General features: G+C 53.7%; 24 protein-coding genes. 15 read left to right on the top strand and 9 right to left on the bottom strand.

Annotation, left to right across the window (positions count from 1 at the left end; translation table 11 throughout):
* Window positions 1-301 precede the first annotated feature (301 nt).
* Genes rpsF through rplI form a run of 4 tightly spaced genes read left to right on the top strand, consistent with a single transcriptional unit; the run spans window position 302 to window position 1,742 of the window.
* Window positions 302-697 carry a 30S ribosomal protein S6 gene (rpsF, locus tag H7A81_RS09535; RefSeq protein ID WP_034829324.1) on the top strand — a complete coding sequence of 132 codons (396 nt, stop codon included), beginning with the start codon at window positions 302-304 and terminating at the stop codon, window positions 695-697.
* 6 nt (window positions 698-703) lie between these two features.
* Window positions 704-1,021 carry a primosomal replication protein N gene (priB, locus tag H7A81_RS09530; protein ID WP_034829319.1) on the top strand — a complete coding sequence of 106 codons (318 nt, stop codon included), beginning with the start codon at window positions 704-706 and terminating at the stop codon, window positions 1,019-1,021.
* Between the two features lie 4 nt (window positions 1,022-1,025).
* Window positions 1,026-1,253, top strand: a complete 228-nt coding sequence (gene rpsR, locus H7A81_RS09525) for a 30S ribosomal protein S18 (protein WP_002210155.1) — start codon at window positions 1,026-1,028, stop codon at window positions 1,251-1,253.
* 39 nt (window positions 1,254-1,292) lie between these two features.
* Complete coding sequence (gene rplI / locus H7A81_RS09520) at window positions 1,293-1,742, top strand: 50S ribosomal protein L9 (protein WP_034829315.1); 450 nt, start codon at window positions 1,293-1,295, stop codon at window positions 1,740-1,742.
* Between the two features lie 58 nt (window positions 1,743-1,800).
* Here the strand turns inward: rplI and H7A81_RS09515 are convergent, their stop codons facing one another.
* The gene (locus H7A81_RS09515) at window positions 1,801-2,457 is read right to left on the bottom strand and encodes a LysM-like peptidoglycan-binding domain-containing protein (protein WP_182057335.1); all 657 of its coding nucleotides are present in this window, start codon (window positions 2,455-2,457) and stop codon (window positions 1,801-1,803) included.
* A gap of 214 nt (window positions 2,458-2,671) precedes the next feature.
* Between H7A81_RS09515 and fklB the strand changes: the two genes are divergently transcribed.
* The 3 genes from fklB to H7A81_RS09500 all read left to right on the top strand — a co-directional run bounded on the left by fklB (window position 2,672) and on the right by H7A81_RS09500 (window position 3,967).
* Window positions 2,672-3,292: an FKBP-type peptidyl-prolyl cis-trans isomerase gene (gene fklB / locus H7A81_RS09510; RefSeq protein WP_166936539.1), complete on the top strand. Its 621-nt coding sequence runs from the start codon at window positions 2,672-2,674 to the stop codon at window positions 3,290-3,292.
* Between the two features lie 120 nt (window positions 3,293-3,412).
* Window positions 3,413-3,661, top strand: a complete 249-nt coding sequence (locus H7A81_RS09505) for a type II toxin-antitoxin system Phd/YefM family antitoxin (protein ID WP_038644444.1) — start codon at window positions 3,413-3,415, stop codon at window positions 3,659-3,661.
* Window positions 3,662-3,967 (top strand): type II toxin-antitoxin system RelE/ParE family toxin, encoded by a 306-nt coding sequence (locus H7A81_RS09500; protein WP_034829305.1) that lies wholly within the window; start codon window positions 3,662-3,664, stop codon window positions 3,965-3,967. It abuts the gene before it with no gap.
* A gap of 4 nt (window positions 3,968-3,971) precedes the next feature.
* On the opposite strand, the gene H7A81_RS09495 is transcribed toward H7A81_RS09500, so the two are convergent.
* Window positions 3,972-5,918, bottom strand: a complete 1,947-nt coding sequence (locus tag H7A81_RS09495; protein WP_182057334.1) for a bifunctional 2',3'-cyclic-nucleotide 2'-phosphodiesterase/3'-nucleotidase — start codon at window positions 5,916-5,918, stop codon at window positions 3,972-3,974.
* Window positions 5,919-6,211: 293 nt separating this feature from the next.
* On the opposite strand from H7A81_RS09495, the gene cysQ reads away from it, so the two are divergent.
* Window positions 6,212-6,958, top strand: coding sequence for a 3'(2'),5'-bisphosphate nucleotidase CysQ (gene cysQ / locus H7A81_RS09490; RefSeq protein WP_034829301.1), 747 nt, complete (start codon window positions 6,212-6,214; stop codon window positions 6,956-6,958).
* A gap of 111 nt (window positions 6,959-7,069) precedes the next feature.
* Here the strand turns inward: cysQ and H7A81_RS09485 are convergent, their stop codons facing one another.
* Entirely contained in the window at window positions 7,070-7,624 is a 555-nt protein-coding gene (locus H7A81_RS09485) for a YtfJ family protein (RefSeq protein ID WP_182057333.1), read from the bottom strand.
* A gap of 313 nt (window positions 7,625-7,937) precedes the next feature.
* On the opposite strand from H7A81_RS09485, the gene H7A81_RS09480 reads away from it, so the two are divergent.
* Window positions 7,938-8,144, top strand: a complete 207-nt coding sequence (locus H7A81_RS09480; RefSeq protein ID WP_031280153.1) for a DUF1107 domain-containing protein — start codon at window positions 7,938-7,940, stop codon at window positions 8,142-8,144.
* Window positions 8,145-8,230: 86 nt separating this feature from the next.
* On the opposite strand, the gene H7A81_RS09475 is transcribed toward H7A81_RS09480, so the two are convergent.
* The gene (locus tag H7A81_RS09475) at window positions 8,231-9,568 is read right to left on the bottom strand and encodes a hemolysin family protein (protein ID WP_034829259.1); all 1,338 of its coding nucleotides are present in this window, start codon (window positions 9,566-9,568) and stop codon (window positions 8,231-8,233) included.
* Between the two features lie 449 nt (window positions 9,569-10,017).
* Between H7A81_RS09475 and H7A81_RS09470 the strand changes: the two genes are divergently transcribed.
* Genes H7A81_RS09470 through H7A81_RS09460 form a run of 3 tightly spaced genes read left to right on the top strand, consistent with a single transcriptional unit; the run spans window position 10,018 to window position 15,880 of the window.
* Window positions 10,018-11,757 (top strand): autotransporter assembly complex family protein, encoded by a 1,740-nt coding sequence (locus H7A81_RS09470; protein WP_182057332.1) that lies wholly within the window; start codon window positions 10,018-10,020, stop codon window positions 11,755-11,757.
* On the top strand, window positions 11,754-15,524 hold the full coding sequence (locus tag H7A81_RS09465; protein WP_182057331.1) for a translocation/assembly module TamB domain-containing protein: 3,771 nt from the start codon (window positions 11,754-11,756) through the stop codon (window positions 15,522-15,524). Before H7A81_RS09470 ends, H7A81_RS09465 begins: the two co-directional genes overlap by 4 nt.
* Window positions 15,525-15,526: 2 nt before the next feature.
* Window positions 15,527-15,880, top strand: a complete 354-nt coding sequence (locus H7A81_RS09460) for a gamma-glutamylcyclotransferase (RefSeq protein WP_034829253.1) — start codon at window positions 15,527-15,529, stop codon at window positions 15,878-15,880.
* 54 nt (window positions 15,881-15,934) lie between these two features.
* Here H7A81_RS09460 and ppa read toward each other — a convergent pair whose 3' ends face one another.
* From ppa to H7A81_RS09445, 3 genes are all read right to left on the bottom strand, one after another.
* Complete coding sequence (gene ppa, locus H7A81_RS09455; RefSeq protein ID WP_034829250.1) at window positions 15,935-16,465, bottom strand: inorganic diphosphatase; 531 nt, start codon at window positions 16,463-16,465, stop codon at window positions 15,935-15,937.
* A 100-nt stretch (window positions 16,466-16,565) separates the two neighbouring features.
* Entirely contained in the window at window positions 16,566-17,015 is a 450-nt protein-coding gene (locus H7A81_RS09450) for a DUF441 domain-containing protein (protein WP_038644476.1), read from the bottom strand.
* A gap of 71 nt (window positions 17,016-17,086) precedes the next feature.
* Window positions 17,087-17,500 (bottom strand): lysozyme inhibitor LprI family protein, encoded by a 414-nt coding sequence (locus tag H7A81_RS09445; RefSeq protein WP_182057330.1) that lies wholly within the window; start codon window positions 17,498-17,500, stop codon window positions 17,087-17,089.
* Window positions 17,501-17,671: 171 nt separating this feature from the next.
* Between H7A81_RS09445 and H7A81_RS09440 the strand changes: the two genes are divergently transcribed.
* Window positions 17,672-19,231, top strand: a complete 1,560-nt coding sequence (locus tag H7A81_RS09440) for a methyl-accepting chemotaxis protein (protein ID WP_058959570.1) — start codon at window positions 17,672-17,674, stop codon at window positions 19,229-19,231.
* 17 nt (window positions 19,232-19,248) lie between these two features.
* Here the strand turns inward: H7A81_RS09440 and H7A81_RS09435 are convergent, their stop codons facing one another.
* A complete protein-coding gene (locus H7A81_RS09435; protein ID WP_058959543.1) occupies window positions 19,249-19,539 on the bottom strand; it encodes a helix-turn-helix domain-containing protein in 291 nt (96 codons plus the stop codon).
* A gap of 92 nt (window positions 19,540-19,631) precedes the next feature.
* Between H7A81_RS09435 and H7A81_RS09430 the strand changes: the two genes are divergently transcribed.
* Window positions 19,632-19,889 carry a helix-turn-helix transcriptional regulator gene (locus H7A81_RS09430; protein ID WP_058959542.1) on the top strand — a complete coding sequence of 86 codons (258 nt, stop codon included), beginning with the start codon at window positions 19,632-19,634 and terminating at the stop codon, window positions 19,887-19,889.
* Window positions 19,890-19,943: 54 nt separating this feature from the next.
* On the opposite strand, the gene fbp is transcribed toward H7A81_RS09430, so the two are convergent.
* Window positions 19,944-20,945, bottom strand: a complete 1,002-nt coding sequence (fbp, locus tag H7A81_RS09425; protein WP_182057329.1) for a class 1 fructose-bisphosphatase — start codon at window positions 20,943-20,945, stop codon at window positions 19,944-19,946.
* A gap of 166 nt (window positions 20,946-21,111) precedes the next feature.
* On the opposite strand from fbp, the gene mpl reads away from it, so the two are divergent.
* Window positions 21,112-22,491 carry a UDP-N-acetylmuramate:L-alanyl-gamma-D-glutamyl-meso-diaminopimelate ligase gene (gene mpl, locus H7A81_RS09420; RefSeq protein WP_182057328.1) on the top strand — a complete coding sequence of 460 codons (1,380 nt, stop codon included), beginning with the start codon at window positions 21,112-21,114 and terminating at the stop codon, window positions 22,489-22,491.
* Window positions 22,492-22,545 lie beyond the last annotated feature (54 nt).

Raw genomic sequence — 22,545 nt, 5'->3', positions numbered from 1 at the left:
CGCCACATTGATGCCAGATCGCCCTGTTGAACGCCTCCATCAGCAATTTTGAACAAACCTTCGCTAACCTGCTGAATCTTAATCCTTAGCACAAAAGGTGCGCTTAACTGGCATGACCCAAGTGATTTGATGAATTGTGCGCTTGAGTTTCCAGGGGGACGCCAGTATGATTACGCGTCAATTTTTCAGCTGCATTCAGAGGTGTGTTTCATTTAAATGATTCACAACCTATAACGTTCCTTGCTTCCATGGGCCGCAGCTGACCCCGACAGGAGGCTGAATAATCCGTAAGGAGCTATCGATGCGTCATTACGAAATCGTATTTATGGTCCATCCTGACCAGAGCGAACAGGTTCCAGGTATGATCGAGCGTTACACTGGTGCTATCACCGGTGCACAGGGCACGATTCACCGTCTGGAAGACTGGGGCCGCCGTCAGCTGGCTTACCCAATCAACAAACTGCACAAAGCTCACTATGTTCTGCTGAACGTAGAAGCACCGCAGGAAGTGATTGACGAGCTGGAAACTAACTTCCGCTTCAACGACGCCGTTATCCGCAGCATGGTTATGCGCGTTAAGCACGCGGTAACTGAAGCATCTCCGATGGTTAAAGCGAAAGATGAGCGTCGTGATCGTCGCGAAGACTTCGCTAACGAATCATCAGATGACTCAGATGCTGGGGATTCTGAAGAGTAATCCGACATGACGGCAAATCGACTGCGCCTGTCAGGCACTGTGTGCAAGACGCCAGTTCGAAAAGTCAGTCCGTCAGGGATTCCTCACTGCCAGTTCGTGCTTGAGCACCGTTCTGTGCAGGAGGAGGCCGGTTTTCACCGGCAAGCCTGGTGTCAGATGCCGGTGATTATCAGCGGCAGCACCCATCAGGTGATTACTCAACATATAACGGTCGGTACGCAACTCGTTCTCGAAGGTTTCATTAGCTGCCATCAGGCACGCAATGGTCAGAGCAGAATGGTGTTACATGCCGAGCAGATTGAATTGATAGATTCTGGAGACTAGCCAAATGGCACGTTATTTCCGTCGTCGCAAATTCTGCCGTTTCACCGCGGAAGGCGTTGTAGAGATTGATTACAAAGACATCGCTACACTGAAAAACTACATTACCGAAAGCGGTAAAATTGTCCCGAGCCGTATCACCGGTACTCGTGCAAAATACCAGCGTCAGCTCGCTCGTTGCATCAAGCGCGCTCGCTACCTGTCCCTGCTGCCATACACTGATCGTCATCAGTAATTGGTAGTTGTCCATTAACGACTTTAAGAGGATAAGGTAATGCAAGTTATTCTGCTTGATAAAGTAGCAAACCTGGGCAGCCTGGGTGATCAGGTTAACGTTAAAGCGGGCTACGCTCGTAACTTCCTGGTTCCACAGGGCAAAGCTGTTCCTGCTACCAAGAAAAACGTTGAGTTCTTCGAAGCGCGTCGCGCTGAACTGGAAGCCAAACTGGCTGACGTTCTGGCTGCTGCTAACGCACGTGCAGAGAAAATCAATGCACTGGGCACCGTTACCATCGCGTCTAAATCAGGCGACGAAGGTAAACTGTTCGGTTCAATCGGTACTCGCGACATCGCTGATGCAGTGACTGCAGCTGGCGTTGAAGTGGCTAAGAGCGAAGTGCGTCTGCCAAACGGCGTTCTGCGTTCTACCGGTGAGCACGAAGTTGACTTCCAGGTTCATAGCGAAGTATTCGCTAAACTGGTTGTGAATGTAGTGGCTGAGTAATTTTTTACTCGGTAACGCGAAAACGCCGGCCCTGTGCCGGCGTTTTTGTATCTGCGATTTACTGAGCGCGGATAAAGCTGCCGTCTGGCTGGCGAGTAAATAACACCGGGCCGTTGCTGCCATCCACCGTTAATCCTGTCACCACGCCTTGCGCGTTCTGACGAACCTTCACCTGCTGGCCATTCTTCAATGCGCTAAGCGGCTGATCGTCACCCTCGACGCGTGCCATCGCAAACACATCATTCACCGGCAGATTATTGTCGCGGAACAGCTGTGCCAGCGTCTGACCTGATGCCACCGTATAGTTGTGCCACTCACCCTGAGAATCGGTTTTCGGTTGGGTGTTCTGCGGCTGCTTGTTGTCGTAAATCTCCGCCTGCAACGGCACCTCTTTGCTGCTGTTATCTGCCGGGCGCTCAATCGGATATTGCGGCGTACTGCTTGGCCAAAGAAACGCTAATAGCAGAACCAGCAAGGCAATCACAATGCCACGACGATGGAAGGCCGGCAGTGGGTTCATCCAGCGCACATCATCCAGCAGATGCCAGACGCGCAGCAGCACGGCGGGAACGCGGGAAGGGGTACCAGAAGCCATTCGTGAATCCTCCTCGCTGGCGGCCTTGCGCGGAAATTGCGGCAGCCAACGTTGCAACCTCGATAAAGTAAAAGCACGCGGTGCGCGCGTCCTGCGGCGTCGTGGGGCAATCTGGCCCATGTATTCTCTCTTTCTTAGCGCTGTACGACGAAAACGTTGCCACAGCTATAGTATGGGCAATGCGGGCACGAAGTGCCTGCCAGCATTGAAAAATTTGACCTGCGTATTGTTTCTCTTTCGCTGAGAAATGTCATCTGCGGCGCTGCAGATTTTACGCCAGCCGCCTGCGCTGTTATGCTGCCGTTTCTATTTTCTCCGGGATTAAGGAATCAAGATGACCACCCCTTCATTCGACAGCGTCGAATCACAAGCAAGTTACGGTATCGGTTTACAGGTCGGCCAGCAGCTGCAGGAATCTGGACTGCAGGGTCTGCAGCCGGAAGCACTGCTCGCAGGTCTGCGCGATGCGCTGGAAGGGAACTCACCGGCTGTGCCTGTTGATGTGGTACATCGCGCGCTGCGTGAAGTGCACGAACGTGCAGAAGGCGTTCGCCGTGAGCGTGTGGAAGCCATGGCGGCTGAAGGCCATAAATTCCTGGAGCAGAATGCGCAGCGTGAAGGCGTGAGCAGCACTGAATCTGGTCTGCAGTTCAGCGTGATCACTCAAGGCGATGGCCCAATCCCATCGCGTCAGGATCGTGTCCGTGTGCACTACACTGGCAAGCTGATCGACGGTACAGTGTTTGATAGCTCAGTGGCACGTGGCGAACCGGCTGAATTCCCGGTAAGCGGCGTAATCGCTGGCTGGATTGAAGCGCTGACCCTGATGCCAGTGGGTTCTAAGTGGGAATTAGTGATTCCACAAAACCTCGCCTACGGCGAACGCGGTGCTGGCGCATCCATCCCGCCATTCAGCACCCTGGTGTTCGAAGTCGAGCTGCTGGAAATTCTGTAAGCATTCAGCAATTCATTAAAACCGGCGTAAATGCCGGTTTTTTGTTTGTAAATCTGGCTGATCTTTACCCAATTGACTAATACAATGAGCGAATCGAACGATTTAAGCGGAAGGTGCGAAATGTATTTACTCTCTGCCAACGAAGCTAAAACCCAATTTGGGGATATGCTTCTCAAAGCTCAGCGTGAACCGGTACAAATCAGTCGGAACGGAAAACCTGTCGCTGTTGTCATATCTGCTGAAGAGTTTCAGGCAATTGAACTCATGAAGCAGCAGTTTTTGCAGGAAAAAATTGCCCGAGCCAGGGAAGACGTTGCCAACGGACGACTGACAGACGGTGAAACATTTTTCAATCAATTACTGGATTAAATGGCCAAATTTCAGCTCACGGATGAAGCGCGGCAGGATCTTGTCGATATTCGTCAGTTCACCTTGCAGCACTGGGGCGAAGCGCAGTCTCATCAATACTTGAGACGTTTGCAGCGCACATTGCACACGCTGTCTGAACTACCGACGATGGGGATCAGCAGAGCGTCCGATCTCGCCGAAGGTGTACTCAGTTTTCCCTTTGTGAGTCATATGATTTATTACCAGGCAATCCAACAGGGAATTATTGTGCTCGCGGTGATGCATCAAAGCCGGGTGCCCTCCCTTCATTTGGCAGCCCGGCTATAGCCTGTTACTGCTTCTGCAAATCTACCTGCCAAATCGCAAAACCGATCTCGTCACTGCCCACGGCTTTCATCGGATAATCAGCGTACTTCTCAATAAACTGCGTGGCTTTCTCGCCCGGTGCCGTTTCAAAGCGAATATCCAGCGGCGTATCACTGTGAATCGGCGCTAAACGCCAGTTATGATCGGCCTGCGGTTTCACTTCGCCGTGTACTTTGGTTTCGCTGCTGATATAAGCCGCGACCACTGAACGGTTCTCATCTGGTGAAGCAAACGCCACGTATTTATCGCCGGTGCCGGCAAACTTCCCGCCGTAAGCACGATAGTTGTTAGTGGCGACGAGGAATACCGCATTAGGGTCGATGGGCTTACCCTGCCATGTCAGATCCTTAATGCGTGAAGCGTCTTTGTTAATCAACGTACATTCGCCGTCATAGCGTGCAGGCTGCGTCACATCGATTTGGTAATCGACGCCATCAATCACGTCGAAGTTATAGGTGCGGAAATCCCAGTTAATTAGCGCTTGCGGTTTACTGCTGTGCGGATCGATCTGATTAAACTGCGCGGCTGAGCATTCCAGCCACTCTCTCACCTGTGCACCGGTGACTTTCATCACCACCAGGGTATTCGGATAAAGATACAGATCGGCGGCATTGCGGAAGGTCAGTTCACCTTTCTCTACTTCGGTGTAGCTGGCGGGATCGTTTTTACGGCCACCGGCTTTAAACGGTGCGGCAGCGGAAAGCACTGGCAGGCGACCAAGATCGGGATCGCCCTGAATAAAGTGCTCAACATAGGCGCGCTGCGCATTATTGACGATCTGCACAGTGGGATCGTCCTGCACCAGCGACAGATAGCTGTACATCACATCGGCGGATTTACCGATAGGCTTAGCAACAAACTCACGCGTGGCACGGTGATCCTGCTCCAGCACTTTCACCAGACCGCTGTCTTCTGCGGCCAGTGATTTTTTAGCAACCGGATCGTAAATGGGCCGCGCTTCAGCCTTGCCCTGCATGACCTGCCACTTGCCGCTTTCGTTATTCAGCACCAGATCGACCACGCCGAGGTGATCGCCCCACATGCCGGGCATCACAGAAGGAACACCGTTTAGTGTGCCCTGTGCAATGTCAGCGCCCTGAATGGCCGCGAACTCTTTACTGGGGAACACCGCATGCGCGTGACCAAACATAATGGCGTTAATCCCCGGCACCTGGCTGAGGTAGTAGACGGAATTCTCTGCCATGGCGTGATAGGGCTCACTGCTTAGACCTGAGTGCGGAATGGCGATGATTATTTCAGCACCTTTTGCGCGCATTTCCGGCACATAGCGCTTCGCTGTTTCCGTGATGTCATCAACACGCACTTTGCCCTGTAGATTGTTGCGATCCCACACCATAATCTGCGGTGGAACGAAGCCGATGTAGCCAATTTTTAAGCGATGCAGGTTACCGCTGCGGTCGGTAACGGTGGTTTCTTTGATGAGATAGGGGTTAAACAGCGGTTTTCCGCTCTTTTCATCGATAATGTTGGCATTCACATAGGGAAAGCGTGCCCCGGCAATCGCTTTCTGCAGATAGGGTAAGCCGTAATTAAATTCGTGATTGCCTAAGTTGCCTACTGCGTAATCCAGCGTATTCATCGCTTTATATACTGGGTGCACATCGCCTTTTTTCAGCCCCTTAGCCGCCATGTAATCGCCCAGCGGGCTGCCCTGAATGATGTCGCCGTTATCGACCAGCACACTGTTTTTTGCTTCTGCGCGTGCCTGTTGAATCAGCGTGGCGGTGCGCACCAGGCCAAATTTCTCAGTTGGTGTGTCTTTGTAGTAATCGAAATCCATCATATTACTGTGCAGATCGGTGGTTTCCAGAATGCGCAGATCCACTGTAGCGGCTTGCACCGTGGCCGCCGTCACACACAGCGCCAGTAACGACATGCTCGCTTTGAACATGATTTGCTCCTTGTCTGATCAAATGGGCCTCTCAAAATAATGTAAAACAATGACGAATTATCATTTCAATTTGTGATGTGTCTCAGACTTTCACGCATCAGCAGGCTTCGCTGTCCGCTAGAAAGGGAATCAGCATCGCGCCATAGCCGTCATCTATGAACTATGGTATTGATAATCATATAGATTGCCGTTTCAGACAGTTCAGCCGCAAAGCATGGGAACACAACTGCTAAAATGTGTAGAGGTGAGCTGTTGATGTCTGACAGGCAGAATCAGCGGAAAAGAGGTGAATAATGTTAGATAAAATTAGCCAACTGGCGCGTGAAGCAGGCGATGCGATTATGCATGTCTATGCGGGTGAGCAGCCGATGGATGTGACGCGCAAGTCAGATGATTCGCCGGTAACAGCTGCCGATCTCGCGGCGCACAAAGTCATCGTGGAAGGGTTGGCCGCACTATCTCCAGACGTGCCGGTGTTATCAGAGGAAGATCCGCCGAGCTGGGCGGTGCGTCAGAACTGGAAAAAATATTGGCTGGTGGATCCGCTGGATGGCACCAAAGAGTTCATCAAGCGCAACGGTGAATTCACCGTCAATATTGCCCTGATTGAAAACGGCAAACCGGTGCTAGGTGTGGTCTATGCGCCCGCGTTGGGTGTGATGTATTCGGCAGCTGAAGGCAAAGCCTGGAAAGAAGAGGGCGGACATAAAACGCAGATTCAGGTGCGCGAGGCGCGTCCACTGCTGGTGGTTGTCAGCCGTTCGCATGCGGATAAAGATGAAGAGCTGAAAGAGTATCTGACGCAGTTAGGCGAACATCAAACCACGGCAATTGGCTCTTCACTGAAATTCTGTCTGGTGGCGGAAGGCAAAGCGCAGCTCTATCCGCGCTTCGGGCCAACCAATATTTGGGATACCGGAGCAGGTCACGCGGTGGCGATTGCGGCTGGAGCCCACGTGCATGACTGGCAGGGTAAAACTCTCGACTACACACCACGCGAATCCTTCCTGAATCCGGGGTTCCGCGTCTCGCTGTTTTAGTTCCAGACGCGTACCTTGCGAAAGCAGCCTGTGTTTTCGCTATTTATTCCGGGATGAATATAGAACACAAGCCGGGCAACACAGGGTCGCCATTAATGGCGACCTCCGTTTTTACTGCAACAGCTCACGGATGAGTTTCATCGCCTGCTGCGCCTCATCCTGGGTAAGTGCACCCTCTTTGGCATATCGCACATGCCCGGTCTTATCCAGTACCACAATTGCCGAACCCCCTTTCTCCAACTGCCAGACCTTACGCACGTTGCCATTGCTGTCGACGATAAATTGCGACCACGGATATTGCTGCTTGTTGCTCTCAATACTGCTGCGCACAAACATCCCCGTGCCGGGAATCGCATCGTCGGTGTTCACAATGGTGGTAGTCTGGTAACGGTCATGCGGGAATTTCGCCGCTTTGATCGCTTCAATCAGCGCGGCATTCTGTTCTTTGGCCGAAGAACGCCCGGCAATATGTAAGATCACACGCACTTTTCCACTCAGCTGCGCGCTATTCCACGGTTGGTAGCTAAACTTATCTTGTTGATAAAGCAGTTCGCCTCTGTCGCTCACGCCCACTGGCGGAACACGATCGCCGATCTTAAAAGCATGGGCTGAGACAAGGCTGGGAACCAGCAGTGCCAGGGCTAACACAGAGTGTGCCAAACGCATGGTGATACTCCTTAGTGATCCGACCAGTTATTCATGTTTTTGCAATATTAGGTGTGGATGATGCGCCTGTCGCGATGAGTTAACAGCTTTGCAACCCACGCCACAATTCCTTAATGAGTGAAGGTTTATACTGGGTTTTGTGAGCGGCATAACAGAGTGTTCTGTAATATTGTGTCAATTCAGTAAAAAATTCACCTTTTCGGAACATACGTAACGATTGATGTTCTATAGTTATGCCTCATTTGCGCTTCATGGGTTCGTACCGGATTTGGCAACGACGAAGCGTAGTACATCTGTTCAGGAGTTAGACAGTATGAAAATCTTCCAGCGCTATAATCCGCTGCAAATTGCGAAATACGTAAAAACGCTTTTTAAAGGAAGGTTGTATATCAAGGATGTTGGCGCGTTTGAGTTCGATAAAGGCAAAGTGATGTTGCCCCGCGTCAAAGATAAACAGCACCTTAGCGTGATGTCCGAGATCAACCGCCAGGTCCTGCGTTTGCAAGCCGAGTACAACTAAGCAGTAAAAAGAAAGGGCGCCATATAATCAGGCGCCCTCAGTAGCGGCGCGAGAAATCGCGCCTTGTTTTTTTCTGCCGCCCGGTACTATGGCGACTCCAGCTCATCAGTGGCGCTCTTCGTCACACTCAGCACCGGCGGACGATCGTCAATACGCGTCACCAGCAGTTGATCGATGCGATAACTGTCGATATCTACCACTTCAAACTTGTAACCTGAGAACTTGACGAAATCAGTGCGTTTCGGGATTTTGCGCAGCATGTACATCATGAAACCGCCAATGGTTTCATAGTTGCCGGACTGCGGGAAATCATCGATATCCAGCACGCGCATCACGTCATCAATCGGTGTGCCGCCTTCAACCAGCCATGAGTTCTCATCACGTGCCACAATCTGCTCTTCCTGACCCTGGCCGACCAAATCACCCATCAGCGTGGTCATCACGTCGTTGAGGGTAATGATCCCCACCACCAGCGCGTATTCATTCATGATTACCGCGAAGTCTTCGCCAGCAGTTTTAAAGCTTTCCAGCGCTTCAGAGAGCGTTAACGTGTCCGGCACAATCAGCGCAGAGCGAATCTGCACGCCGCTGCTCAGGGTCAGGCTCTGATTGCCCAGCACGCGCAGCAGCAGCTCTTTGGAATCGACATAACCGACGATATGATCGATGTCGCCATCACATACCAGGAATTTAGAGTGCGGATGCTGGGCGATTTTGGTTTTGAGGCTGTTTTCATCTTCGTGCAGATCAAACCACACTACGTTCTCGCGTGACGTCATCGAAGACGGCACGGTACGCGATTCCAGCTCAAACACATTTTCGATCAGTTCGTGTTCCTGTTTACGCAGCACCCCAGCCAGTGCACCGGCTTCCACCACCGCGTAAATATCGTCGGAGGTGATGTCGTCTTTACGCACCATCGGCAGCTTGAAGATGCGGAAAAACACGTTGGCCAGCCCGTTAAACAGCCACACCAGCGGACGCATCACCAGCAAGCAGAAGCGCATCGGATTGATGATGCGCAGCGCCACCGCTTCCGGCGCGATCATCCCCACACGCTTCGGCGTTAAATCGGCAAACAAAATAAACAGGCTGGTGACCACAGTGAAGGAACAGATAAAGCTGAGCTGATCGGCCAGTTCAGGGGCCATAAAGCGGCTAAATAAACTGCTGAAGGCGGGGGAAAACGCGGCATCGCCGACAATACCACCGAGGATGGCCACTGCATTGAGGCCAATCTGCACCACGGTGAAGAACATGCCAGGCTGTTCCTGCATTTTCAGCACGCGCTGCGCATTGATGTTGCCTTCATCGGCCAGCAGTTTAAGTTTGATCTTACGGGCAGCCGCCAGCGAGATCTCAGAAAGAGAAAAGAATGAACTGATCACAATCAGTAAAAGAATGACAAGTAAGCTATCGAGCATAAAAGATCCGTTGGGTTAATCACTTGTCATTTTTGGCCTGGGCAGCGCAGGAGAACATCCAGTATTCGCCTGTCATACAGGGCTATCCGTGCCAAAAATGTCTGCGCCATTTCGACAAGGAACGTTAACGTCGGGGCAGAAAGGAAAGCAGGTCATGCCTGCTGGGTGCTGATTATAGCAGCAGCGCTTATGCCGCCGCCAGAGGCGCGCACAAGGAGGTCGGAATAATCCGAGTGCACTCCCCTCAGTCGCAGAAGTGCGGCTTCGGTGTTGTATCGCCACCTCCATTTACCGACAATAGGAAATGATTTGGCTTAGTGACCATTTTTCCTCAGCCATCCGCCAAAAAGAGCGGCTATGCTGATGGGTAAGCGAGTGGTGGTGATAGCCTCCGATGAGAAATAACGCCCCTGCGGAATAAGGGGCAGGCATTATTAACAGGAGTACGCGTGCCGCGATTGCATATTTATTGTTTGGCCAGCCTGTTGCTTGCTGCACCTGCCGTTGAGGCAGCGAAAGTGCGCTTGCAGCTGGAAGGGCTAACCGGGGATTTACAGAAGAACGTCAGGGCGCGCTTGTCCACCATTGGAACTGACGAAGTGTCGAGTGATGGGCGCTTCCAGGCGCGTGTCTCGCAGGCGATTAAAGAAGGCTTGCGGGCACTCGGTTATTACGAACCCGAAATCGATTTCGAATCACGTCCCGCGCCGCCGCAGGGCGGTCGACCGGTGCTGATCGCCCACGTTAAGCCGGGCGAACCGGTGAAAATCGGTGGCAGCCACATCGTGGTCGAAGGTGCCGCGAAGAACGATGATGATTATAAAGCCTGGGTGAAGCAGGGCACGCCGAAAGTCGGCACCCAACTCAATCACGGCGAATACGACACATTTAAAAATGGCTTCTCCAGCCTGGCACTGCGTAATGGTTACTTCGACGGTGACTTTAAGCAAAGCCAGCTTGGCGTTTCGGTCGAAAGACGCGAAGCATTCTGGGATATCGATTACGACAGTGGCCCGCGCTACCGTTTTGGCGATGTCAGCTTCCAGGGCTCGCAAATCAACGAAGCCTATCTGCGGAATCTGGTGCCGTTCAAAAAGGGCGACCCTTACAGCTCGCGCGATCTGGCGGAATTAAACCGCCGCTTGTCAGCCACGGGCTGGTTTAACTCGGTGGTCGTTGCCCCGGAATTCGACAAAGGTCGTCAGACCAAAGTGCTGCCGCTGAATGCCGCCGTTTCGCCACGCGTTGAAAACACCATCGAAGCCGGTGTCGGCTATTCCACGGATGTCGGACCGCGTCTGAAAGGGACGTGGAAAAAGCCGTGGATTAATAGCAGCGGCCACAGCCTCACCGCCAGCTCCTATATTTCCGCTCCCGAGCAGCAGCTCGATCTCAGCTATAAAGTGCCGCTGCTGAAAAGCCCGCTGGAGCAGTATTACACCTTCTCGGGTGGTTTAAAGCGTACCGATCTCAACGACACCAAAGCCGATACCACCACGCTGGGCGTGTCGCGTAACTGGGACAGCAGCTCTGGCTGGCAGCGCGCGGTTAACCTAAAGTGGAGTCTCGATCACTTCACCCAAGGCAGTGTCACCAACACCACCATGCTGCTCTATCCGGGCGTGAGTTTGAGCCGCACGCGTTCACGCGGTGGCTTGATGCCGACCTGGGGCGATTCGCAGCGTTATTCCGTCGATGTCTCCGATACCACCTGGGGATCGGATGTCGACTTCCTGATCCTGCAGGCGCAAAACGTCTGGATCCGTATGCTGGGCGAGAAAAATCGCTTTGTGGTACGCGGTAACCTGGGCTGGATCGAGACCAACGACTTCGACAAAGTTCCGCCGGATCTGCGCTTCTTCGCCGGGGGCGACCGCAGTATTCGCGGCTATAAATACAAAGATGTCTCGCCACGCGACAGTGACGGCAAGCTGACCGGTGCCTCCAAAATGGCCACCGGCTCGCTGGAGTATCAATACAACGTAACCGGCAAGTGGTGGGGCGCGGTGTTTGTCGATTCCGGTGAAGCGGTAAACGACATCAAACAGAGTGATTTTAAAACCGGTGCTGGTGTTGGCGTGCGCTGGGCTTCTCCGGTCGGGCCAATCAAATTTGATATCGCACGGCCGATTGGCGATGACAAGGAACATGGTTTGCAATTCTATGTAGGACTGGGGCCTGAACTATGAAGCTGTGGAAAAAGGTCCTGATTGGATTCGGTATTTTTCTGGTGGTGCTGTTTGGCAGTGTGGCATTTCTGATTGGCACCACACCCGGATTGCATCTGGTGCTGAAAGGTGCCGATCGCTGGGTGCCTGGTTTATCTATAAACAAAGTCGAAGGTGGCTGGCGCGATCTGACGCTGAGTGGGGTGAAGTATGAGATGCCGGGCGTCAGCGTGGATGCTGGACGCTTCCATTTGGCGCTCAACCTGAATTGCCTGCTGCACTCGTCGGTGTGCGTGAATGACATCGGCTTGCAGGATGTCAGCGTGGTGGTCGACAGCAAGAAAATGGCCCCGGCCGCTGCACCACCGCCGCAGGAAGAGAGCGGTAGCACCAACCTGACCACGCCGTATCCGATAACGCTCAGCAAGGTCGGGCTGCATAACATCAACGTCAAAGTGGATGACACATCCATCTCGCTGCTGGACTTCACCACCGGCCTCAACTGGCAGGGTCGCGCGCTGACGTTAACCCCAACGCATATTCAAAGCCTGCTGATAGCGCTGCCGAAGGCGGCGAAAGTGGTTGATGAGCAAGTGGTGCAGCCGAAAGTGCAACAGCCGCAGCCGGATGAGAAACCCTTGGGTGAAACGCTGCAAGAGATGTTTGCCAAACCGCTGTTACCCGAACTGCCTGACTTCCAGCTGCCGCTGGATATTACCGTTCAGGAGCTGCTCGGCGAACAGCTGCGCCTGACCGGCGATACCGATGTGTCGATTACCCGTCTGTTGCTGAAAGCCAAAACCGCTGACCGCCATCTTCAGTTAGAAACCTTTGACATCGATTCACCGCAAGGGCAGGTGAATGCCAGCGGTGATGCGCAACTGGCGGATAACTGGCCAGTGAATTTTGCGCTGAATGGATCGCTGAATCTCGATCCGATCAAGGGCGAGAAGATCAAAATGAACCTTAGCGGTGCGATGCGTGAAGAACTGAAGCTGGGGCTGAATCTCTCGGGCCCGGTCCGCGCACAGTTGGATGCCGCAGCACAACCGGCGGTGGCGGGTCTGCCACTGTCACTGAAACTCACCAGCCCGGAATTGCGCTGGCCGCTTACCGGCCCGGTGCAGTATCAGGCGGATAACCTCGATTATCAGTTTAAAGGCAAAGCCACTGATTATGTGATGTCACTGCGCACCGCTGTGAAAGGCGAAGCCGTGCCGCCGGCGACCATTGCGCTTGATGGCAAAGGCAACGTGCAGCAGTTCAGTCTGGACAAGCTGCGCGTGGCGGCACTGCAGGGTAACGTTGATTTAACCGCGCTGGTGGACTGGAGCAAAGCCATCAGCTGGCGCAGCGAACTGACGCTCTCCGGTATCAACACCGCCAAACAGTACCCGGATTGGCCTGCCAAACTCGACGGCAAAATCGCCACGCGTGGCAGCCTGTACGGCGGAAGCTGGCAGCTGAGCGTGCCGCAGCTGGAGCTGAAAGGGAACGTGAAGCAGAACGCCGTCAGCGCCAATGGCTCACTCACCGGCAACAGCTATAACCAGTGGAAAATCCCGGGCATTAATATCGTGCTGGGCCGCAACCATCTGGACGTGAAAGGTGAACTGGGCGACACGCTCAACCTGGATGCCAATATCGATGCACCGCACCTGGATAACGCACTGCCGGGTCTCGGTGGCGTGGCGAAAGGCACGGTAAAAGCACGCGGCACCTTGCAGGCACCGCAGCTACTGGCCGATCTCACGGCAACCGGCTTGCGCTGGCAGCAACTGCAGATTCGTCGTGTGGCGCTGGAAGGTGATGTGAAATCCAGCGATCAGATCGCCGGCAAGCTGCAGTTGCGCGTCGAACAACTGCAACAGGATGCGCTGAAGATCAATCTGTTGACGCTGAACGCTGACGGCAACGAGAAGCAGCATCAGCTCAAACTGAACGTCGAGGGCGAACCGGTCTCTGGCCAGTTGGCGCTCAACGGCAGCTTTGATCGCAAAACCGAACGCTGGCAGGGCAATCTCAACAACACGCACTTTGATACCCCGGTCGGCGAATGGCGTCTGACGCGTGCGATGGCGATTGATTACCTCAACACTAAGCAGACCGCCACCATCGGTCCACACTGCTGGCAGAACCCGAACGCGCAACTGTGCGTACCCGAGCCGATTGAAGCCGGGGCCAGCGGTCATGCTCATGTGGTGCTGAACCGTTTTGATCTGGCGATGATCAAACCTTTCCTCACGGATGCCACCAAGCTTAATGGCGTATTCAGTGGGGATGCGCGTGTGAACTGGACCGCCGACGGCGCGCTGCCAACCGGTACGGTCTCGCTGAAAGGTAACGGCGTGAAAGTCGAACAAGACGTGCAGGGCAACACGCTGCCGATCGCCTTTGACACGCTTAACCTGAATGCCGCGATGCGCAACGGTCGTGCCCAACTCGATTGGCTGATTCACATCGTCAACAACGGCCAGCTGAGCGGTAATGTGCAGATTGCCGATCCGCAAACCCGTCGCCAGCTGTCAGGTAATATCGGTATCAGCAATCTGTCGCTGGCGATGTTCAACCCGGCGTTGATGCAAGGTGAAAAGATTAAAGGCAACCTCAACAGCAACTTGCGTCTGGGCGGCACACTGCAACAGCCGCAGGTGTTTGGCCAGTTGGGGTTGAGCGATGTCAACGTGCAGGCCAGCTTTATGCCGGTCACACTCACCTCCGCCAATCTGAACATGGTGTTCAATGGCATGAGTTCGACGCTTAACGGCCTGTTACAGACGACGCAGGGCAACCTCAATCTGGGCGGCAATGCCGACTGGAGCCAGCTGGATAACTGGCGAGCGCGTATCACTGCGCAGGGCAACCGTATTCGCGTCACCGTGCCACCGATGGTGCGTATGGATGTCTCGCCAGATCTGGTGTTTGAAGCCACGCCAGCCGCCTTCAATCTGGATGGCAAAGTGGATATTCCGTGGGCGCGCATCACGGTGCAGGAAGTGCCGGAAAGCGCCACTGGCGTCTCCTCGGATGAGGTGATGCTGGATAAAGATCTCAAGCCGATTCAACCGAAGACCGCCGCCATTCCGATCAACAGCAACCTGGTGATCCATGTCGGTAACGATGTGCGGCTGTCAGCCTTTGGTCTGAAAGCCAAGCTGAATGGCGATCTTAAACTGGTGCAGGATAAAACCGGTCTGGGCTTAAACGGACAGATCAATATTCCTGATGGCCGCTTCCACGCTTACGGGCAGGATCTGATTGTGCGTAAAGGCGAGTTGCAGTTTGCCGGACCACCAGATCAGCCGTACGTTAACCTTGAAGCGATACGTAACCCGGAAGCCACCGAAGATGATGTCACCGCCGGTATTCGCGTCACCGGCCTGGCCGATGAGCCGAAAGTCGAGGTGTTCTCTGACCCCGCCATGTCGCAGCAGGAAGCGCTTTCTTACTTATTACGCGGTCAGGGACTCAGCAGTGATGGCGACAGTAATGCATTAACTTCAGCACTTGTGGGGTTAGGGGTTGCACAAAGTGGTCAGGTTATGGGTAAAATCGGCGAGACATTCGGCGTCAGTAACCTCGCGCTTGATACCACCGGTGTGGGCGACAGCCAGCAGGTGCAGGTGAGCGGTTATGTACTGCCGGGTCTACAAGTAAAATACGGTGTTGGCATATTTGATTCACTGGCGACGTTAACCTTGCGTTACCGCCTGATGCCCAAACTCTATTTGGAAGCCGTGTCCGGTCTCGATCAGGCACTGGATTTGCTCTATCAGTTTGAGTTTTAGCAATGCGAATAATTGTCTACGGCAGTTTACGGCGCAAACAGGGAAACAGTCACTGGATGACGAATGCGCAATGGCTCGGCGACCATCAGATTGAAGGGTTTGCGCTCTACAATCTGGGTCACTACCCGGGCGTCGTTGAAGATGAGGGAACCGTCTTCTGCGAAGTGTATCGCATCGATGCCAGTACGCTGGGTGAACTCGATGCCTTGCGCACCAAGAATGGCGAATACAAACGCCAACTCATCCAGACGCCTTACGGCAGTGCCTGGCTGTATGTCTATCAGCGTTCGATTGCGGGTCGCACCCGCATTGCGAGCGGTGACTGGCTAAAGCGCGACGACGCACCCGAGGCATAAATAAAAACACCGTCCATTGGACGGTGTTTTTTTATGCTTGTGAGGCAGAGAAGATTATTTCTTCTGTGCGCGCTCGTAAGAAGAGATGATTTCAGCTTTGGCCGCTTCAGCGTTGTCCCAGCCGTCAACTTTTACCCATTTGCCTTTTTCCAAATCTTTGTAGTGCTCGAAGAAGTGGGTGATCTGCGCTTTCAGCAGTTCTGGCAGGTCGTTCACATCTTTGATGTGATCATATTCTTTGCTCAGTTTGGTGTGCGGAACCGCAACCAGTTTGGCATCTTCGCCAGACTCGTCGGTCATTTTCAGCACGCCAACTGGACGGCAGCGAATCACTGAGCCCGGCACCAGCGGATAAGGGGTGGGTACCAGCACGTCAACCGGATCACCATCCAGAGACAGGGTGTGGTTGATGTAACCGTAGTTGCACGGATAGAACATGGCGGTAGACATGAAACGGTCTACAAACAGGGCGCCAGACTCTTTGTCCACTTCATATTTGATCGGATCGGCGTTAGCTGGGATCTCGATAACGACATAGATATCTTCTGGCAGTTCTTTACCTGCAGGCACCTGGTTCAAACTCATCTGGCTTTCCTTCATTGGTCGTATGTTGAGTGACGGCTATTATAGCCAACTGACTCTGAAAGTATGCCCCCTTTTTGGCGTTTCGGAATGCTCCAACGGCCTACTTCGCGGTGACAAACAGCGAGACAATCCCTGCAGCAATCAGTGGTCCGACCGGCACACCACGGAAAAACGCCACGCCAATCACGGTACCGATCAACAATCCACCAATCACTGAAGGCTGCACGCTCATAAAACTGACGCCGCGCCCGCCCAGCCAGGCAACAAACACCCCGACAATGATCGCCACGATCGATTGCCAGTTAGCAAATGACTTCAGCAAGGATGAAGCGGGCAACGTCCCACTTGCCAGTGGCGCCATCACTGCGACAGTTAGAATAATAATACCGATCTGAATGCCCTGTTTTTCCACATACGGGAAGAACTGCGACAGCGGTGTCAGCTTGATGGCGAGCAGGATCAAAATGGAAATGGTAACGGCACTGTTATGAACGAAATAGCTCAGGACGGCGAGGCAGACCAGAATGATGGTAGAGGCATAAGCAGCCATGTTTTCTCCCTGAAGATGGATGGATGCGCAGGTCAGTGCCTGCGCTGACGTTTTTTTAACGCCACCATTTATCAACAATCATCGGGATTGGCGCAACTGCCTTTGTTCATTGATTGCAACATTAAAGCCTGATTCCGCACCAGATTAACGCCCTGAGCCCCGATGGAAAGGGCTGCCATGCTGCCCTGGCGACTCATAAAATAGCTGCGGCTGGCCTCCATCCAGCTATCGCGATAGGTCAGCCACGCGCGTTGGGCAGCACGTAATTTGTCTTTAGGTTCGCCAGTTAATTTTTTCATCATCTGGTTGTACTGCATATTCATCTCTTTATCCCAGGCCTTATTGGCGCTGCCGTAGCACTGAGACATGCCCGCGGTGCTGGATTCCTTGTCCAGACACTGCTGCAGTTGCTGGTCGAGCGGATGCGTCTGCGCCATAGCCATACTACTGGCGAACAGACAGGCAATCGGGAGCCACTTTTTCATCATTTCATTCCTTCATTTTTGCGCAGCGGACTTCAGAAAAGCTGAAGGGTAAGCGAACGTCGGCAGATTGACCATCAACATTGGATAAAGTTTCTGCAACCAGCTGCCGATAATCTCTCCGTTTTAGGGCCAGTGGAGTTCTGCCTTTTCATACACACGGGAATGATCATGATCAGACAACTATCAATACGTACCGCTTTACTTGCGTTGTTGGCCATCATGACGGTGATGCTGTTAGCCGTCAGCGCCATGGGCATCTATGCCATTAATGCTGGAAATCAATCTCTGGATGCGCTGAACCGCATTCAGGGGATTGAACTCAACAAGCTCTATCAAAGCCGTTCAGATTTAATGCGCGCCCGCGCCAATGCGGCGCTGGCCGTTCGTAAGATCGAAATTGGTCTGCTGGATGACGGCGCCAAAGTCACGCAGCAGGCGCAAGCCGCAGTGGACAGTTCTCACCAGTTCCTCAAAGCATTTGTCGATGCAGGCACCGTAACAGCGCATGGTAAAACTCTGGCCGATGCGATTGTGGCGACCTACAACGTCTACGATAAAGAAGGCATCACGCCCATGATGGATGCCTTAAAAAAACAGTATACCGATGAGTACTATCAGGTGCTGGAAGGCAAACAATCACAGCTGGCAGCAAACTATTCGAAGGCGGTGAATGATTTTAGTATTTACGCCGATGAAGTCTCTGCGGCACGCCTCAAGCAGGCGGCTGACAACGAAGTCCGGATGAAAGTGATGATTGGCGTGGTGATGGTACTGACACTGCTGCTGATCGTACTGGCCTGGCAGTTGTTGCGTCGCTCGCTGCTGCGTCCTCTGGACAACGCAATCCTACATCTGGAACAGATTGCGGCGGGCGATCTCTCGCAGCCTTTACCTGCCGCAGGAAAAAATGAAATTGGTCGCCTGAATCAGGCCCTTTCCGATATGCAGCTGGCGCTGCGTGATTCGGTGAGTCAGGTGCGTGAAGCCAGCATGCAGATTGATGTGGGTAGCCGTGAACTGGCGGCGGGCACTGTGCATCTGTCGCAGCGTACCGAAGAGTCCGCTGCTTCGCTGGAGCAAACGGCCGCCAGCATGGAGCAGCTGACCGCCACCGTCCGTCTTAACGCCAGTAACGCTCAGCAGGCCAATCAGTTGGCCAGCAATGTGTCGACCAGCGCCGATCGTGGCGCAGAGGTGGTGGGTTACGTGATGGAGAAGATGCAGGAGATCACCCAAAGCTCTAACCGCATCGGCGACATCCTCAGCGTGATTGATGGTATCGCCTTCCAGACCAATATCCTCGCGCTGAACGCCTCGGTGGAAGCCGCGCGTGCTGGCGAGCAGGGCCGTGGCTTCGCCGTAGTCGCCAACGAAGTGCGTACGCTGGCTGGCCGTAGTGCGACCGCCGCTAAAGAGATTCGTGAGTTGATCAGTGAATCGCAGACGCGCGTCAAAGAGGGCAGCGACATGGCGACGCGTGCCGGGGAAACCATGGATGAGATCTCCAGCGAAGTGATGCGAGTGACCTCACTGATGAAAGAGATCTCGATTGCTTCAGAAGAGCAGAGTCGTGGGATTGAGCAGGTGAATCAGGCGGTGACGCAAATGGATGAAGCCGCGCAGCAAAACGCCGCGCTGGTGGAAGAAGCCAGTGCCGCCACGCAGTCGCTGGAAGCGCAGTCACAGCAGTTGCAGGAATCAATGGCGCAGTTCCGCGTCGTCGCCGCGTAAAAACAGGTGCAACGTGCTTACGGCGCGTTGCTACTTATCTCTTCAGCAAAGCGAAGGATCATGTCTGCTAATTGGTCATCTTCAGCCAGAAAATAGGCGGCGGGGATCTCCAGCGCTTTCGCCAGCAGTTGCAGCGTCAGTAAATCGGGCTGATGCACACCGACTTCATAACGATTGATGCGCGCACTGGCGGAAAATTCTTCAATGCCAGCGGCAATCCCTAACCCTTTTTGCGAAAAACCCTTCACCAGACGCACCTGTTTCAGGCGTCTACAGAAGGTATTTTGCAGGGAAGAGGTCGGTTTCATGCCTACGAGAATCGTAGATTTGCTGCTTGTCAGATACTACGAGTAACGTAGTATCGTTATGGCAACCTATAACGAGAACTAAGGAGAGTGACGTGGGTGAAAGCAAGCAAGACTGGCATCAGGCCGATATTATTGCCGCCTTACGCAAGAGAGGGACTTCATTAGCCGCCGTATCACGTGAAGCGGGGTTGTGTTCGACCACTTTGGGCAATGCCTTAATCCGGCCCTGGCCCAAGGGCGAATGGCTGATTGCCGAAGCGATTGGCGTTGCACCCGATGAAATCTGGCCCAGCCGCTACTACTCCGCGCAGGGTGAATTGATTGATCGGCAAGCAAAGCGGCGAAAATAACCTAATAAAAAGCCCGCTCATTATTGGCGGGCTTTTTCAAATCACATCAGCTTATTAGTGGCTGTCCGGGAACTCACGCATAAAGCGCTCAACGTCATCCACCATCGCATCGTTACCGCAGAAGAACGGGCAACGCTGGTGCAGGGTTTCAGGCTGGATGTCGAGGATACGGTTGGCACCATCGCTGGCTTTACCACCGGCTTGTTCCGCCAGGAATGCCATTGGGTTGCACTCATACAGCAGGCGCAGCTTACCTTTCGGGTGGCTGGCGGTGCTTGGATAGAGGTAAATACCGCCTTTCAGCAGGTTACGGTGGAAGTCTGCCACCAGTGAACCGATGTAGCGCGAGGTGTATGGGCGCTTGGTGGCGATATCCTCTTCCTGACAGAACTTCAGGTATTTCTTCACGCCCTGCGGGAAGCGAATGTAGTTACCTTCGTTGATGGAGTAGGTGTAGCCTTTCTCCGGGAAGGTCATGCGCTCATGGCTCAGACAGAACACGCCCAGTGACGGATCGTATGTAAACGCATGCACGCCCACACCGGTGGTGTAAACCATCATGGTGGAAGAACCGTAAACCACGTAACCGGCCGCAACCTGCTTGTTGCCCGGCTGCATAAAGTCAGCTTCGGTGATCGGCGTACCCGGCTCACTGATGCGGTGGTAGATGGAGAAGATGGTGCCGACGGAAACGTTCACGTCGATGTTGGAAGAGCCGTCCAGCGGATCCATCAACACCACGTATTTACCGTCTTCTGAGCCTTCAAAGATGACGAACTCATCTTCTTCTTCGGAAGCGATACCGGCAACCACACCACGCGCTTTCAGGGCAGCTTTCAGTTTTTCATTCGCGAAGAGGTCCAGCTTCATCTGCTGTTCGCCCTGCACGTTTTCCACGCCGCTGGCACCGAGGATATCCACCAGACCCGCTTTGTTGATGTCGCGGTGGATAATCTTGGCTCCGAGCTTAATGGAGGAAATCAGCGCCGTCAGTTCACCTGTGGCGTGTGGAAAGTCGTGTTGCTTCTCGACGATGAATTCGCCTAACGTTTTCATAACACATTCCCTGAATCTACGATGGAGTGGCAGCAGCTTTAACACGCTACCAACGTATGAGCGCAGTTTAGCCGATTGAACTTTAAAAACCATAGTCCTAATCCGTTTCTTCCCACTCTGCTCGGGGTTACACTGTGCGCCGAACTTTTGAGTAATGGATCTCTTTATGCGTATTCACATCCTTGGGATTTGTGGCACTTTCATGGGCGGACTGGCAATGCTGGCCCGTTCGCTAGGGCATGAAGTGACCGGCTCTGACGCCAATGTCTACCCGCCGATGAGCACCTTGCTGGAACAGCAAGGCATTGAATTGACAGAAGGTTACGATGCCAGTCAGCTCGATCCGCAGCCGGATCTGGTGATCATTGGCAACGCCATGACGCGCGGCAATCCGTGTGTGGAAGCGGTACTGGAACGTAACATTCCTTACCTCTCTGGCCCGCAGTGGCTGCATGATTTCGTGCTGCGTGACCGCTGGGTACTGGCCGTGGCCGGAACCCATGGCAAAACCACTACCGCAGGCATGGCAGCGTGGATTCTGGAGGCCTGTGGCCTTGAACCGGGCTTTATCATTGGTGGAGTGCCAGGAAACTTCGAGGTTTCGGCAAAATTAGGAAAAAGTCCATTCTTCGTGATTGAGGCGGATGAATACGACAGCGCGTTCTTCGACAAGCGTTCCAAATTTGTCCATTACTGCCCGCGCACGCTGATCCTCAACAATCTCGAATTCGATCACGCCGATATCTTTGATGACTTGCGCGCGATTCAGAAGCAGTTCCACCATCTGATTCGCATCGTGCCGGGCCAGGGCAAAATCCTGCTGCCGGAGCACGATAACAATCTTAAGCAAGTGATGGCGATGGGCTGCTGGAGCGAGCAGGAAACCGTCGGCGACAACGGCCACTGGCAGGCGAAAAAACTGACGCCAGACTCTTCGCACTGGGAGATCTGGCTGGACGGCGAGAAAGTCGGTGAAGTGAACTGGGCGCTGGTCGGCGAGCACAACATGCACAATGGCCTGATGGCGATTGCGGCCGCGCGTCACGTCGGGGTGAAACCGGTGGATGCCGGTGAAGCATTGAGCAGCTTTATCAATGCGCGCCGTCGTCTTGAGCTGCGTGGTGAAGTGAATGCCATCAAGGTGTATGACGATTTTGCCCATCACCCCACCGCGATTCTGGCCACGCTGGCGGCGCTGCGCAGCAAAGTCGGTGGTACCGCGCGAATTCTGGCGGTACTGGAGCCGCGATCCAACACCATGAAGATGGGCGTGAGCAAAAACGAGCTGGCCCCGTCTCTGGGTCGCGCCGATAGCGTGTTCCTGTTCCAGCCGCACCACATTCCATGGCAGGTGTCTGATGTCGCGGAAGCCTGCATCCAGCCGGCGAAGTGGAGCGCGGATATCGATACGCTGGTGGAAATGGTGGCAAAAGAAGCCCAGCCAGGTGATTCCATTCTGGTGATGAGTAACGGCGGGTTTGGTGGCATTCACAGAAACTGGTGGGGGGGTTGGGAGGGTGGTGGGGTGGGGAGAGGAAACGGCTGAACTCCAGGAGCATTCACAAAACTCGTATTCAGTCTTCTGTCTGAAAAAAAAAAA

The organism is Pantoea sp. ME81, from assembly GCF_903970985.1.
Classification (GTDB): Bacteria; Pseudomonadota; Gammaproteobacteria; order Enterobacterales; family Enterobacteriaceae; genus Pantoea; species Pantoea communis.
The sequence above is the reverse complement of the archived record's forward strand: the minus strand, read 5'-3'. Positions and strand labels throughout refer to the sequence as shown.

Excerpts from the sequence above, each read along its gene's own strand:
- rpsF (WP_034829324.1), top strand. The coding sequence starts at position 302 with ATGCGTCATTACGAAATCGTATTTATGGTCCATCCTGACCAGAGCGAA.
- priB (WP_034829319.1), top strand. The coding sequence starts at position 704 with ATGACGGCAAATCGACTGCGCCTGTCAGGCACTGTGTGCAAGACGCCA.
- rpsR (WP_002210155.1), top strand. The coding sequence starts at position 1,026 with ATGGCACGTTATTTCCGTCGTCGCAAATTCTGCCGTTTCACCGCGGAA.
- rplI (WP_034829315.1), top strand. The coding sequence starts at position 1,293 with ATGCAAGTTATTCTGCTTGATAAAGTAGCAAACCTGGGCAGCCTGGGT.
- H7A81_RS09515 (WP_182057335.1), bottom strand. The coding sequence starts at position 2,457 with ATGGGCCAGATTGCCCCACGACGCCGCAGGACGCGCGCACCGCGTGCT.
- fklB (WP_166936539.1), top strand. The coding sequence starts at position 2,672 with ATGACCACCCCTTCATTCGACAGCGTCGAATCACAAGCAAGTTACGGT.
- H7A81_RS09505 (WP_038644444.1), top strand. The coding sequence starts at position 3,413 with ATGTATTTACTCTCTGCCAACGAAGCTAAAACCCAATTTGGGGATATG.
- H7A81_RS09500 (WP_034829305.1), top strand. The coding sequence starts at position 3,662 with ATGGCCAAATTTCAGCTCACGGATGAAGCGCGGCAGGATCTTGTCGAT.
- H7A81_RS09495 (WP_182057334.1), bottom strand. The coding sequence starts at position 5,918 with ATGTTCAAAGCGAGCATGTCGTTACTGGCGCTGTGTGTGACGGCGGCC.
- cysQ (WP_034829301.1), top strand. The coding sequence starts at position 6,212 with ATGTTAGATAAAATTAGCCAACTGGCGCGTGAAGCAGGCGATGCGATT.
- H7A81_RS09485 (WP_182057333.1), bottom strand. The coding sequence starts at position 7,624 with ATGCGTTTGGCACACTCTGTGTTAGCCCTGGCACTGCTGGTTCCCAGC.
- H7A81_RS09480 (WP_031280153.1), top strand. The coding sequence starts at position 7,938 with ATGAAAATCTTCCAGCGCTATAATCCGCTGCAAATTGCGAAATACGTA.
- H7A81_RS09475 (WP_034829259.1), bottom strand. The coding sequence starts at position 9,568 with ATGCTCGATAGCTTACTTGTCATTCTTTTACTGATTGTGATCAGTTCA.
- H7A81_RS09465 (WP_182057331.1), top strand. The coding sequence starts at position 11,754 with ATGAAGCTGTGGAAAAAGGTCCTGATTGGATTCGGTATTTTTCTGGTG.
- H7A81_RS09460 (WP_034829253.1), top strand. The coding sequence starts at position 15,527 with ATGCGAATAATTGTCTACGGCAGTTTACGGCGCAAACAGGGAAACAGT.
- ppa (WP_034829250.1), bottom strand. The coding sequence starts at position 16,465 with ATGAGTTTGAACCAGGTGCCTGCAGGTAAAGAACTGCCAGAAGATATC.
- H7A81_RS09450 (WP_038644476.1), bottom strand. The coding sequence starts at position 17,015 with ATGGCTGCTTATGCCTCTACCATCATTCTGGTCTGCCTCGCCGTCCTG.
- H7A81_RS09445 (WP_182057330.1), bottom strand. The coding sequence starts at position 17,500 with ATGAAAAAGTGGCTCCCGATTGCCTGTCTGTTCGCCAGTAGTATGGCT.
- H7A81_RS09435 (WP_058959543.1), bottom strand. The coding sequence starts at position 19,539 with ATGAAACCGACCTCTTCCCTGCAAAATACCTTCTGTAGACGCCTGAAA.
- fbp (WP_182057329.1), bottom strand. The coding sequence starts at position 20,945 with ATGAAAACGTTAGGCGAATTCATCGTCGAGAAGCAACACGACTTTCCA.
- mpl (WP_182057328.1), top strand. The coding sequence starts at position 21,112 with ATGCGTATTCACATCCTTGGGATTTGTGGCACTTTCATGGGCGGACTG.